7 protein-coding genes are annotated in these 14,224 nt (G+C 49.6%); all 7 read left to right on the top strand.

What is annotated here, in order from left to right; translation table 11 throughout:
• The first annotated feature begins 378 nt into the window (after nucleotides 1-378).
• The 7 genes from U2F10_RS05140 (at nucleotide 379) to U2F10_RS05110 (ending at nucleotide 14,223) form a co-directional block, all read left to right on the top strand.
• Entirely contained in the window at nucleotides 379-1,587 is a 1,209-nt protein-coding gene (locus U2F10_RS05140) for a HupE/UreJ family protein (RefSeq protein WP_499871124.1), read from the top strand.
• Nucleotides 1,588-1,646: 59 nt separating this feature from the next.
• Nucleotides 1,647-2,753: an ornithine cyclodeaminase family protein gene (locus tag U2F10_RS05135; RefSeq protein WP_499865830.1), complete on the top strand. Its 1,107-nt coding sequence runs from the start codon at nucleotides 1,647-1,649 to the stop codon at nucleotides 2,751-2,753.
• A gap of 30 nt (nucleotides 2,754-2,783) precedes the next feature.
• Nucleotides 2,784-3,932, top strand: a complete 1,149-nt coding sequence (locus U2F10_RS05130) for an acyl-CoA dehydrogenase family protein (RefSeq protein ID WP_499871122.1) — start codon at nucleotides 2,784-2,786, stop codon at nucleotides 3,930-3,932.
• Between the two features lie 9 nt (nucleotides 3,933-3,941).
• Complete coding sequence (locus tag U2F10_RS05125; protein ID WP_499871121.1) at nucleotides 3,942-5,600, top strand: amino acid adenylation domain-containing protein; 1,659 nt, start codon at nucleotides 3,942-3,944, stop codon at nucleotides 5,598-5,600.
• Nucleotides 5,601-5,678: 78 nt separating this feature from the next.
• Nucleotides 5,679-5,918, top strand: a complete 240-nt coding sequence (locus tag U2F10_RS05120; protein ID WP_023070732.1) for an acyl carrier protein — start codon at nucleotides 5,679-5,681, stop codon at nucleotides 5,916-5,918.
• 2 nt (nucleotides 5,919-5,920) lie between these two features.
• Nucleotides 5,921-11,395 (top strand): amino acid adenylation domain-containing protein, encoded by a 5,475-nt coding sequence (locus U2F10_RS05115; RefSeq protein WP_499871120.1) that lies wholly within the window; start codon nucleotides 5,921-5,923, stop codon nucleotides 11,393-11,395.
• A complete protein-coding gene (locus U2F10_RS05110) occupies nucleotides 11,395-14,223 on the top strand; it encodes a non-ribosomal peptide synthetase (protein ID WP_499871118.1) in 2,829 nt (942 codons plus the stop codon). The genes U2F10_RS05115 and U2F10_RS05110 overlap by 1 nt, the downstream gene beginning before the upstream one ends.
• Nucleotide 14,224 lies beyond the last annotated feature (1 nt).

Raw genomic sequence — 14,224 nt, 5'->3', positions numbered from 1 at the left:
AAAAACTGTTTTGAACTGTTGGAATAGTTACTGTATGGTGACACCATTATCTTCATGTTAACTTCAAATAAAGTTTATGTGAGCTTTAAAACCAGTTTTCATACCTTTCCGTACTATCCATAGAAAATCTTTGATTTGTTGGACTATCGGAATAACGGTCTATATCTATGATGTTTTGAGAACAGCAAATCTAATGTATAGTTCTTGGGGAAGCACTAAGCGGGACTTGTGTGGAGATTCCAGACATTAACTGGTCTCTGATTAGTTGAGGTTTGGGAATTAGTTAGGTTTAAGACAGAATTCAGTGTTTTTTCATATTCACGAGATATTTTAAGGAGAGGTCATTTTGACCTAGCAAGAGTCATGCTTGGTAAGCTGATGCGATCTACCGCAGCCAGAGTTTTACTGGCTACTTTGGCCTGTTTGTTGTGTGGTGTTAGCTCATCTTTATTGCCGAGTGCGTCAGCACATAATTTAGGGCAAAGCTATGTCTACTTTCAAATTAGGGAAGATGCTGTCTCGACACGGGTAGAAATGCCCGTTAAAGAATTAGATGAGGTACTTGAGCTGGGGCTTGCTAGTAAAAAGAAGGTTCGTAGAGGAGATATTGAACCTCATATAGAGCAGATTAGAGCCTATGTAGATGAACATCTAACCCTTGACTGTTCTCCTCTGGCATGTAACCTTACATTCCAAGAGTATGGATTCCTGAACACCACATTTGCCCAGTTTCTGACGCTTGAGTATACCTTAGAGGGTTTTCAGACTACGCCTGAGGCTATTGATGTTACCTACGATGTGATTCTAGAGCAATTACCGCAGCATACAAATATGTTGCTGGTGGAAGAAAACTGGATGACTGGAACCTTCCAAAATGAGTCTACGCCGCTAATGATATTTAGACAACCGGGGCAGACTCAGACTTTAGATCTAACATCCGGTAGTCTGTGGCAGGGCTTTTCGGCGGTCGTTCATCTTGGGGTAATACATATCGTAGAAGGTATTGACCATGTTCTCTTTTTAGTTGCTTTATTGCTGCCATCGGTGTTGAGGCGACGAGACGATTCAATGTGGCAGCCAGTGGGCAAGTTTTCAACTGCGTTTGTGTACATTATCAAGATTGCTACGGCCTTTACGATTGCCCACAGTATTACGCTCTGCCTGGCTACATTACAGATTGTACAGGTGCCTTCTCGCATAGTGGAGTCTATTATTGCGGCGTCCATTGGTCTAGCTGCGGTGGATATTTTTTATCCCATCTTTCGGGGACGCTCATGGTTAATCATTTTTCTCTTTGGGTTATTCCATGGATTTGGATTTGCCGATGTGCTGGCAGAATTAGGGGTGACCAGTCAAAACGCGGCCCTATCCTTGTTTGGATTTAACCTGGGTGTGGAAATTGGGCAATTGATGATTATTGCTGTAGTCTTTCCAGTGCTCTATTTGTTGCGAAACCAACAATTTTATCCCAGTTTTGTCATGAAAACAGGAGCTTCGATGCTGGGGGTAATGTCACTCTATTGGTTTATAGAACGGGCGTTTGATGTCAATATTCGAGTTTTACCAGTGCTACAGGGTCTGTTTTAGGGTGGCTAGTGGGGTGAAGCATCATTTTTTAAGATGGTAAGTTGGCAAACAGGTTTTCCATGGTTTCTTTGGCGCAATCTAGCATGGTTGATAACGTCGTTGTGGTTTCTAAGTCACCGTTACAAACGCTGATACTCACGGTAGAGGATACCCGACGAATTGTTGAGTATGTGGGTTTAGATGTCCTGATGGATGAGACGATTACTCGCCTCACCCAGGCATTTGAATACTTCGATCCTGCAAAAACTGTGGTGCCCGTGCGTACTGGGTTCAGCTATGAGCAACCCCATGTGGGTTTAGTGGAATGGATGCCGCTATTCGAAAAGCATCGTCAGATTGTGATCAAAGCGGTGGGATATCATCCCCAGAATCCGAGCTTGCATAACCTACCGACGGTCCTTTCCACGGTTTCTGCTTATGATCCGGCGTCGGGGCATTTGTCTGCGGTGATTGATGGTACATTTCTGACGGCGTTGAGGACAGGAGCGGCATCTGCGATCGCAACCCAACTCCTCGCCTCATCCAACAGTCAAGTCCTTGGCCTGATTGGTGCAGGAGCCCAAGCCGTTACACAACTTCATGGTCTCTCTCGCTGCTTTGATCTTAAGAAGGTGCTCATTTTCGATAGCGATCCAGCCGTGAGTCAATCATTTGCTGAGCGTGTGGCGTGTTTGGGGTTAAACCCTTTAGAGATTTGCCAGGCAGACGTTGCTGATATTGTTGCCGCAGCTGATATCCTCTGCACAGCAACGTCCGTGGATGTGAATGATGGACCGGTCTTTCCCGATCAAAATCTGAAACCCTGGCTGCACGTTAACGCAGTGGGGGCTGATTTTCCTGGTAAGTTTGAGGTACCCTTAAGTCTTTTAGAGCGCAGTTTTGTGTGTCCTGATTTTCGAGATCAGGCCATTCGCGAAGGCGAATGTCAACAGTTTAAGAACCTGAAGCAGATTGGAGCTGAGCTATCTAACGTAGTCAAGCATCCAGCCCAGTATCGTCACCATCAGCAACAGACCACGGTTTTTGATTCCACCGGATTTGCCCTTGAGGATCAGGTGGCCATGAATATGCTACTGGACTATGCAACTGAGCTGCAGGTCGGTACCTTAGTTGAGCTAGAAAGCGCCACCGCTGAGGTCAAAAATCCCTACAGTTTTGTCCTGTAATCTACCCACATCTCACCCCCAAGATTTGTCATGGATTTTTCCTGGTCAGACGAACAACTCGCTTTTAAGAATCGTGTCATTCAGTTTGCGCAAAAGAACCTCAATGGTGACATGGTTGAGCGCGACTACCATGGCAAATTTTCCTCGGAGAACTGGAAAAAATGTGCCGAGTTTGGCATTCAGGGCATGTGTATGCCGGAAGACTATAGCGGATCGCCCGCCCTGGACATTATGACAGCGGTGCTGGCGATGGAAGCCCTCGGCTATGGCTGTGAAGATAATGGCCTTACCCTGGGTCTGAATGCCCAGATGTGGACGGTGCAGATTCTTTTGCAGCAGTTCGGGACTGATGACCAAAAGCAACGATATTTGCCACGACTATGTCGAGGTGAATGGATTGGTGTGCATGCCTTATCTGAACCCAATGCTGGGTCAGATGTGTACAGCCTCAAGACCCATGCCCAAAAGTGTGACGGGGGCTATATTCTCAACGGCAGTAAAAAGTTTGTCACCTGTGCTCCTATCTGTGATTTGGCCCTCGTGTTTGCCACCATTGACCCGAGCTTGGGCAAGTGGGGAGTAACTGCTTTTCTGGTGGAGCGGACAGCAGCGGGTTTTTCCACGGGTCCAGTAAAAGACAAAATGGGTTTGCGTACAGTGCCGTTTGGAGAGATCTTCTTCGACGATTGTTTTGTGCCTGAAGAAGATCGTCTGGGGCCGGAAGGAGCCGGGTTTAGTTTCTCCCATAGTTCGCTAGAGTATGACCGTTGTTTTAACCTGGCCAGCGAGCTAGGCACCATGGAGCGTCAGCTAGAGAAGACAGTTGAGTATGCCAAAGCGAGGGAGCAGTATGGTCAACCCATTGGTAAGTTTCAGTCCGTGTCGAATCGAGTGGCTGATATGAAACTGCGGCTGGAGACGGCGCGGCTGTTGCTTTATAAGGTGGCTTGGTTAAAAGAACGCGGGCAACCGGCTATGCTTGAGGCGGCATTGCTCAAACTTTATCTGAGCGAGTGTTTTGTGGCCTCAGGGTTAGATGCGGTGCGGATCCATGGCGGTAATGGTTATCTCACGGAGTATGGGGTGGAACGAGATTTACGGGACGCCATTGGCGGGGTGATTTATGCGGGCACCTCGGATATTCAGCGCAACATTATTGCGCGCTCATTGGGATTGTAGGAGGTGGATATGATTTATTTGTTGTCTCAAATTTTAGATCACTCTGCCGAGCAGTTTCCTGAACGCGAAGCATTTCGTTGTGATGGTGAGAGTCTTACCTATGGCGAACTGTTGCGGCGTGCAAATGGGTTGGCCCATAAGCTGGTTGATCTGGGGGTAAAGCGGGGAGACCGGGTAGGGATTTACTTGCATAAGAGTTTGGAGAGTGCGATCGCAATATATGGCATTTGGAAAGCCGGTGCTGCCTATGTGCCGCTTGATCCGAGTGCACCTGTTGCCCGTACAGCCTACGCCATTAACCATTGCGGTATTCGTCACCTGATTACCCAGAAATCAAAGCGGGTGCGGATGCCGGATTTGTTAGATACGCTGGTGGGAGAGGCCCATGGTGTGGGCATGCATGGGAGCAGAGCCCATGGAATTAGGGCACGCAGCGGTGCACCCCTACAGTACATCATTGGTTTGCCAGAAACATTTGCCCTGGAACAGGCTGTGGACCATTGTGACTGGTCAGATATTCTACCCAGCGATACGCCACCGTCGGTGCTCACCATGGAGCAAGACCTGGCCTACATCATGTATACCTCGGGGTCTACGGGCACTCCTAAAGGAATTATGCATACCCATTGCAGTGGTCTAAACTATGCGCGGATGGCGGCCCATACCTATGGTTTGACCCACGAAGATCGTCTGGGTAATCACTCGCCGCTTCATTTCGACATGTCCACCCTGGACTACTTCTCAGGGCCGTTGGTAGGGGCGACAACGGTGATTATCCCTGAAGCCTATATGAAAATGCCTGCTAGTCTTTCGCAGTTGGCCCAGGATGAATCGTTAACCATTTGGTACTCGGTACCGTTTGCGTTAATCCAGCTACTGTTGCGGGGTGTGCTAGAAGAGAGAGATTTAAGCTCACTGCGCTGGGTGTTGTTTGGTGGAGAGCCCTACCCGGCGAAATATATGTATGGGTTGATGGAACGTTTGCCCCAGGCACGTTTTAGTAATGTGTATGGACCAGCAGAAATCAACCAGTGTAGCTATTACCATGTCCCTCCTTTGTCTGAGGGCCAGGCGATGCCTGATGAGGTGGCTCCCATTGGGCAAATCTGGGCTAATGCAGAGGAAATTGTGGTGGATGATATGGACAATCCAGTTATGTCAGGCGATGTGGGTGAACTGCTGGTGCGAACGCCGACCATGATGATGGGTTACTGGCAGCGACCTGACTTAAATAAGAGTGCTTTTTACCGGACTGAAATTGCTCATCAGACGGCTGTATTTTACCGCACAGGGGACTTAGTGCAGCAGCTACCGGACGGTAACTATCAATTTGTTGGCAGGAAAGATCGTCAGATTAAAACTCGGGGCTATCGCATTGAACTGGATGAGGTGGAAGCGGTTTTGGTGGGACACCCTGATGTGGAAGAAGCGGCGGCCTATGCGGTGTCGGCTGAGGCCGGTAGCTATCAAGTGGAAGCGGTGGTGATTCTGAAGGCCGAGGCTACCTTGAGTGATGGTGAACTGCTTAATTATGTGGGGGAACGATTGCCGGGGTATGCGGTGCCGAGGATGATTGCGATCGCGACCACATTCCCTAGAACGGGCACTGGCAAAATTGATCGGCGGGCGTTGCAACAACAGGCGGAGAGGAGAGTTATTAGTTATTAGTTATTGGTTCTTAGTTATAGAAATAAGGTGATTTCTCTTGGCGGGCAAACTTTAACTCAAAATTCAAGACTCACAGTGATGGATAACCAAGAAATTCTTAAACAATATATTAGTCAAACCCTGCTTAACGGTCGGATGCAGGTTGAGGCAGACGATGATCTCCTCGGTGAAGAGATTATTGACTCCATGGGAGTGATGCAGCTGGTGGCTTTTGTGGAAGATAAGTTTGGCTGTGATGTGCCCCAGTCGGACATCATCATCACTAACTTTAGGACCATCAAGGCCATTGATGCCTACCTTGCTAAGCGGAGCCTGTAATCATGACCGTTGTTGCAATGCCACTTCAATCCACTGCCGCCCAGTCTAATCTGACAACGGCCCAGCATCTGCTGTGGCTGGGGCAAAAGCTGGCACCAGAATCACCGCTTTACAACATGGCGTTTTTGTTTACGCTATCCGGTGAGATTGAGCCTGCTCATTTTCAGGCGGCATTCCAAGCATTGGTGGAACGCAGCGATGCTCTACGGATGGTGATTGAGGAAGTGGACGGTGTGCCGCAGCAGCGGGTATTGTCTCAACTGGATTATGAAGTGCCGGTGTTTGATTTCAGCGATCAAGGGAATCCCCAAGTAAAGGCATGTACCTGGGCAGAGAATCGTAGTCAGACACTGTTCAATTTATCCGAGAGACTTTTTGAAACAGCTCTAATACGTCTCAGTTCTAACTGTTATGCCTGGTATATCAGTCAGCACCATGTGATTACGGATATTCAGTCAGTTCAACTGATTTACCAAACAGTAGGAGACTTCTATCATCGTTCGATAGCGGGCAATTTGTCAGAGGCCCCAGCATTACCAGCATATAGTGATGTATCGTTGCCATCACCCTCGTCTCGCGCCATTGACTACTGGCAACAACAGCAGGCGAACTCAGTAGATCTTTACCATCGATCAGCAAGCCAGGTATCCCCTCGCACCCGCCGTGTTTCATGGGAACTAGGCCCAGAAAGAACGGCTGCATTGAAACAGCTGGCGATGAACTCGGATGCACGGGCGTTAACGCCCCAGCTGTCTCTGTTTAACCTGGTGGCTGGTATTCTGCTGGCCTATCTCCATCGGATTAGCGGCAGCAATCAAGTAGCATTTGCCACCCCTGCCCATGGTCGCACTACCGCACTGTTGAAAGAGACTATCGGCGTATTTATCGAACTGTTTCCTTTACAAGCTGACATTGAACCAGGGGAAACCTTTGCATCGCTGTTACGTAAAGTGAGTCATGCTAGCGGTGGTATGCTGCGCTATGCCCAGCCTGGTGTTAGCCAGTTTGCCCCCAGTCGTGATGTCAATGTGGTACTGAATTTTATCCACGCTAGGCTGTCGGATTTTGATGGTCGTCCAGTGTCTTCAGAATGGATTCATCCAGGGGCTGGCGATCCACGACATCATTTACGGCTACAGGTGCATGATTTTGATGATCGGGGCAGTCTGCAGCTACATTTCGACTTTAATTGTGACTTGTTTGAGCCAGAACTACAGGAACGGGCCACAGGCCATTTTCTGGCATTGGTGGATGCGGTGTTGGCTGATCTTAACCAACCCATTGCTGAGGTGGAGATTGTTAATGGGTCGGAAAAGACTCACCTTGTAGATCTGGGGAAGTGCGATCGCATTGACGTTACTCAAACCGTAGTGCAACAGTTTGAAAAACAGGTGGGGAGAACCCCAGATGCTGTTGCAATCTCTTGTAACGATGAAACTTTGACCTATAGTCAGCTGAATGCCCGAGCCAATCAGCTGGCCCACTATCTTCGACAGCAGGGTGTGATGCCTGAGATGCCCGTTGGCATCTGTCTGCGCCGTTCTGTTGAGATGCTGGTGTCTATCTGGGGAGTGCTTAAAGCCGGAGGAGCCTATGTGCCCATTGATCCCAGCCACCCCAATGAGCGCATTGCCCATATTCTGAGAGACACCCAGGTACGTTGGGTGCTGACCCAGTCTGAGTTTACGGTGCACCTGAACAGTCATGCCGTGAATATCCAGTTGGACACATTAGATTTAACGTCGCAGCCAAACAACAATTTAAATAATCCGTCTGGCATTAATCAGCTTGCTTATCTGCTCTATACGTCAGGGTCTACAGGCAAGCCTAAGGGCGTAGAAGTTGAACATCGTGGATTAGCCAACTACGTTAACTGGGCGATTCAACAGTATGTGAGAGGGAGAACCCTGGCGTTTCCCCTGTTCTCTCCTTTTACATTTGATCTAACGGTTACTTCTATCTATGTGCCTCTGCTCTCAGGTGGACAGGTGGTGATTTATCCTGAAGGGGATGAAGCTATTGATCTTTCGCTGCAGCAGATCTTCCAAGAGAATGTAGTAGATGTGATTAAACTAACCCCTTCTCACCTGTCCTTGGTGCAGGGCATGGCCATTGGCTCTCGGTTGAAGACGCTGATTTTAGGTGGGGAGGATCTGAAAACATCGTTGGCAGATGCCATTGCCAATGCTAGTGACCATCCCCTTGAGATTTACAACGAGTACGGTCCAACAGAAGCTACGGTTGGCTGTATGATTCATCAATTTGAAATGGAGCCTGATGCACCCACATCTGTTTCCATTGGGAAACCAGCGGCAGGGTCGGAAATTTATCTTTTGGATGATCATTTAAACCTGGTGCCCCAGGGAGCCGTAGGTGAAATCTTTATCGGTGGCCCTGGTCTGGCGCGGGGGTATCTCAATCGATCTGAATTAACGGCGGAACGGTTTGTTGCTCGCGGTGATCAAAGACTGTATCGCACGGGCGATTTGGGTCGCTGGCAGGAGAATGGGCAGCTAACGTACCTTGGGCGCGGTGACCGTCAGGTAAAGATTCACGGTACCCGCATTGAGCTAGGGGAAATCGAAGCGGCCCTGATGGACCATCCTGAAGTAAGTGCTAGTGCCGTTAGCTTAGTTCAGTCGGCTGGTCCTGTGCAGGCTGGTCCTGTGACTTACTGCACTCGCTGTGGCATTGCCTCCAACTATCCTGGCATTACCTTTGATCACGAGGGTGTTTGTGATATTTGTCAAACCTATGAGACCTATCGCGATCGCACCGAGCAATACTTCAAGTCGATTGACGAATTCAAGTCTCGTCTAGAGAGAGCCCGTCAGCGCAAACAGGGTGAGTACGACTGTCTGATGCTGCTCAGCGGTGGTAAGGACAGCACCTATGCCTTGGCTCAGCTGGTGACCATGGGCTTCAAGGTGTTTGCCTTTACCCTGGATAACGGCTACATTTCTGAGCAAGCAAAAGACAATATTCGACGTGTTGTTAAGACTCTGGGTGTGGAGCATCAATTTGGCACCACACCGGCGATGAACGACATTTTTGTCGATAGCCTGAATCGCCACTGTAATGTATGTAATGGCTGCTTTAAGACCATTTATACCCTGAGTATGCAGCTGGCTTACGAGCGGGGGATTCCGTGCATTGTGACGGGTCTCTCACGGGGACAGTTTTTTGAAACCCGTCTGACAGAAGAATGGTTTACGGAGCTGTTTGGCCAGTCTGAGTTTGATGTAGACCAGATTGACGAGACCATTCTGGCCGCTCGCAAAGCCTACCATCGCACTGACGATGCCGTATCGCAGCTGATGGATGTGGCGGTATTTCAAACCGATGACATTTTTGAAGCGGTGGAGATTATTGATTTCTACCGTTATTGCGATGTTGAGCTAGCAGAGATGCTCTCTTTCTTAAAGGAGCAGGTACCGTGGATTCGTCCGTCAGACACAGGGCGTTCTACCAACTGTCTGATCAACAATGTGGGCATTCATCTGCATACTAAGAAGCGTGGCTATCATAACTACGCTCTGCCCTACAGCTGGGATGTGCGTATGGGGCACAAAACGCCAGAAGCGGCCATCGACGAACTCAATGATGAGATTGACGTGGCCGATGTGGAGAGAATTCTTCAGGAGATTGGCTACGAAGACGAGCAAATAAACAAAGCCCAGCTGGCGGCCTATTATGTGGGGCAGACCTCGACAGCAGACTTGAGACGCTTTTTAGCCCAGCGATTGCCCAGCAATTTGGTGCCCGCCTATTTTATTCAGCTGGAGCACATGCCCTTGACCGTGCATGGCAAGGTGAATTTTGCGGCTCTGCCGGATCCAAAAGCCAGTCGTCCCGAGCTACAGGCAGAATTTGTTGCCCCTGCTACGGCTGTGGAGAAGACATTAGCCAAGCTATGGCAGCAGGTGCTGAAGGTGGATCGCATTGGCATCCACGACAACTTTTATGAGCTGGGCGGCGATTCGATTATGGCCATTCAAATTGCTGCCCGGATGTCAGAAGCTGGTTTTAGCTTATCTCCCAACCAGATTTTTCAGCATCCCACCCTGGCAAAGCTGTCTACTGTAGTGGCCCCTGAGCATGAGCATCTGACCCCAGAAGATTTGACAGGGTTGATACCTCTCACTCCCATCCAGCAGGCATTTTTTGAGCAACAATCGCCAGAGCCAGAGCAGTTTACCCAGACAGTGTTTTTGGATGTGGCTGAAATATTAGACCTGCCAGTGTTGACATCTGCCCTGACAGCCGTGGTAAATCATCACGATAGTTTACGGCTGACCTATACTCAAACCGATGCAGGCTGGGAGCAACGTTATGGTGAACCTGTTTCTGATGTGGCCACTATCGAAGTAGATGTCTCGGCACAGCCTCACCCTCAAGAAACCGTTGCTAAAACAATTGCCAAACTTCAGACCCAGCTTGACTTAACCAAAGGAGATCTTGTGCGAGCAGTTCTCTTTGATCTGGGTGACCGCCAGCAGCTAGGGCTGGTCATACATCACCTGGCGGTAGATGCCTTGTCTTGGCTGACGCTAATTCAGGATTTAGAAACGGCCTACCAGCAACTCAGTCAGGGTGAGGAACCTTCGCTTCCGCTCAAGACTAGCTCCTTTAAAGCATGGGCGCATGGGCTTAAAGAGATCTCATTACCTCAATCAGAAATTGACTATTGGCTCTCTCAGCCTGACTCCGCTGCTCAGTTAGGTGGTACTCCTCAGGCCGAAGCTACTGCTCGCACTGTTTCTCAACAGTTAAGTGATGACCTGACTCAAACCTTTCTGCAAACGTCTAGAACGCGTCCTCAGGAACTGTTGTTAGCGGCTTTGACCTTAGCTGTCAAACAACATACTGAACAACCTACGGTGCAAGTTGCCCTGGAAGGTCATGGACGAGAAGAATCTATCATTTCCAATATGCGCCTGGTGCGCACTGTCGGCTGGTTTACATCACTTTTTCCGGTCACACTGACGGCCCAAGCTGATCCTAATGAGACACTGAGATCTGTAAAAACGACTCTAGAACAGATTCCTCAAAATGGTATTGGGTACGGTATTTTGCGCTATCTCGGAGATGCGGAGGCTGCTAAACAGCCCCAGCCTGAGATTTTATTTAACTATCTTGGAACTTTAGAGCAGCTATTGCCACCCAACTCTATGTTCCGATTTTCTCAGCCATTACAGGTATCTCGAAGTCCGAGACAGATGCGATCGCACCCCCTCGACATCAGCGCCTTTATTAGAGAAGGCCAGCTCCATATTGATTGGTGCTACAGCGGTCTAGGCGACTCTGCAGCCCAGGCACTCGCTGATGGTGTAATGCAGCATCTCCAAACACTTCTGGAGGGACCAGGCAACAAGGTAACAGCTGCAGACTTTCCCCTGGCAAAGCTTAACAGCAAAAAGCTCGATAAGCTTTCAGCTTTGTTAAATAAGGCCGATCGTGCAGGAGGTCAGGGTTAATGGAAAATGTTGCCGATATCTATACGCTCTCGCCGGTACAGCTAGGTATGTTGTTTCACACCCTGGCCGATACCCAGGCTGGTGTTTATGTGAATCAATACACCTGTAAGCTGAGCGGTGATCTCCAGATAGAACTCCTACAGCAGGCGTGGCAACAGACGGTGGCACGGCATCCGGTTTTACGCACGGCATTTCTGTGGGACGGGTTGGATGAGCCACTACAGGTGGTTCGTGAGCAGGTAGATGTACCCTGGCGGTTATTGGACTGGCGTGGGGTAACGGATGTTGAGCAGATGGCTAAGTTGGAGGAGTTTTTGGGGTGCGATCGCACCCAAGGCTTTCACCTAGACCAGGCTCCACTGCTACGCCTCACCCTAATTCACCTACGCGACAACGTCCATCAGTTTGTTTGGAGTTCTCACCACCTGCTATTTGATGGCTGGTCACTGCCCCTCATTTGGCAGGACATGTTGACCTACTACGGCGCGTTGCTTCAGGGAACCGTGCCCCAGCTACAGCCCACACGCCCCTACCGCGACTACATTGCCTGGCAGCAGGAACAGGATCCCAGTAAGGCTGAATCTTTCTGGCGAAAACAGCTTCAGGGTTTTGTTGAGCCCACACCGCTGCCTGCTACTCGTTCTGCTGGCACATCTCAACACTACCAGCAACAGACACAATCCCTATCGCCGTCTTTAACCACAGCCCTTAAAAATCTGGCGCGACAGCATCGGTTAACGTTGAATACCCTGGTTCAGGGAGCATGGGCATTACTGTTAAACCACTACAGCGGTGAGGACCAAGTGACCTACGGTTCGGTGGTATCGGGTCGTCCGGCTGCTCTGAGCGGTGTGGAAACCATGGTGGGATTGTTTATTAATACCCTACCTGTGCGGATAAGCATTAAGCCTGAGCAAACTCTCATCGATTGGCTACGGTTGCGACAGCAACAGCTTTTCGACCTGCGACAGTACGAAACCACAGCCCTTACCGATATCCAACGCTGGAGTGATGTGCCCCAGGGCAGTCCCCTGTTTGAAAGCATTGTGGTGTTTGAAAACTATCCAGCGGCAGCAGTTACAGAACTGGGGTTTGATACCAGCGACGTGCGCTATTTGGAGCAGAGCAATTATCCGCTGGCGCTGCTGGTGGTTCCTGGTGAGTCATTGGAGTTGTTGCTGTTGTTTGATTCGGGCAGGTTTGAGGAAGGTGTAGTCGCACACCTACACACCCATTTAGAACTGTTGCTGACTGCCTTTATCGAACAGCCTCAAAGCAAACTGGCTGATCTGCCCCGTCTCACACCAGCAGAACAGCAGCAGCTAACCACCTGGGAGACGATCGACTATCTCCGTAACTTAACTATTCACCAACTGATTGAAGCCCAGGTACAGCAAACACCAGACGCTCTAGCAGTTGTGTTTAAAGAGCAAACACTCACCTATGGCGAACTTAATCAACAGGCCGATCAACTGGCCAATCTGTTTCGCTCAAAAGGCGTTACCCCTGGTGATCGAATTGCCCTATGCCTAAAGCCGTCTCTAGACAGAATCATTAGTATTCTAGCCGTGCTCAAAGCAGGCGCAGCCTACGTACCCCTTGATCCAGCATATCCGGCTGAACGGCTGAAATACTGCCTAGAAGACACCAACCCAAAATTCTTGCTGACGCAGCGCTCAGTTATCCTGCCGCATACCTCTGTTTCTGTTCTTTATTTGGATAGGAATGGGAAGGTGCAAGGGCAGGCACAGGGGCAGGTACAAGACCAGCCCCTACGATCCCCCTATCCCCCCATCCCCTCATCCCCCTCTGCCTCCCCTGCTCCCTCTGCCCCTCAACCTCAAGACATCGCCTACATCATCTACACCTCTGGCTCCACCGGCACCCCCAAAGGCGTCATGGTCAGCCATCAAAATTTGGTACATTCTACGACTGCTCGCACCCACGTTTACCCAGAGCCTGTGGGTCGATTTCTGTTGCTCTCATCCATTGCCTTTGACAGTTCTGTTGCCGGTATCTTTTGGACCCTTTGTCAGGGAGGAACTCTGATCTTACCGCCCGAGCGCATAGAACAAGATTTGCAGCAGCTAGCTGATTTGATTGCTCACCAGCGAATTACCCATACACTCTGTGTACCGACGCTGTATTCTTTGTTGTTGGAATCCGCTAATCCGCAACAGCTAGCTAAACTCCGCACGGTGATTGTGGCAGGTGAGGCCTGCCCGCGTACTCTTGTTCAGAATCACTATGCCAAACTGCCTGCTACGGATTTGTATAACGAATATGGTCCCACTGAGATAACTGTGTGGTGTACAGCGTATCGCATTCCGACGCAGATTGAGCCTGGACCTGTGGCAATTGGTAAGGCGATTCCCAACACGCAAATTTATCTGCTGGATAAAGATTTGAATCCGGTTCCCATTGGGGCCATTGGCGAAATTTATGTCGGTGGTGATGGGGTGACGCAGGGATATTTGAATCAGCCGGAGAAGACGGCGTTGTCGTTTGTGATGCCGAAGGGTGGGCTATGCCCACCCTTCTACAGGGGGCGATTGTATAAGACTGGCGATTTGGCCCGATATCGTTCCAACGGCACCCTGGAATGGTTAGGACGGTGTGACCGGCAGGTGAAAATTCGTGGATATCGGATTGAGCTAGGAGAGATTGAGGATGTTCTACAAGACCATCAAGCAATTCAGGAAGCCGTAGTTGTTGCTCGCAACACATTCCAGCCATCGGATGTCGATAGTTTAGTTTCTGCTCTTGCCTCTCTTCCTCTTGAGAAAACAGAGATATTATTAGCCAACGCAATGGGGGAGGGCTTTTAGC

This window comes from Leptothoe sp. EHU-05/26/07-4, assembly GCF_043421015.1.
Classification (GTDB): Bacteria; Cyanobacteriota; Cyanobacteriia; order Phormidesmidales; family Phormidesmidaceae; genus Leptothoe; species Leptothoe turfae.
This window is presented reverse-complemented; position numbering and strand designations above follow the sequence as displayed.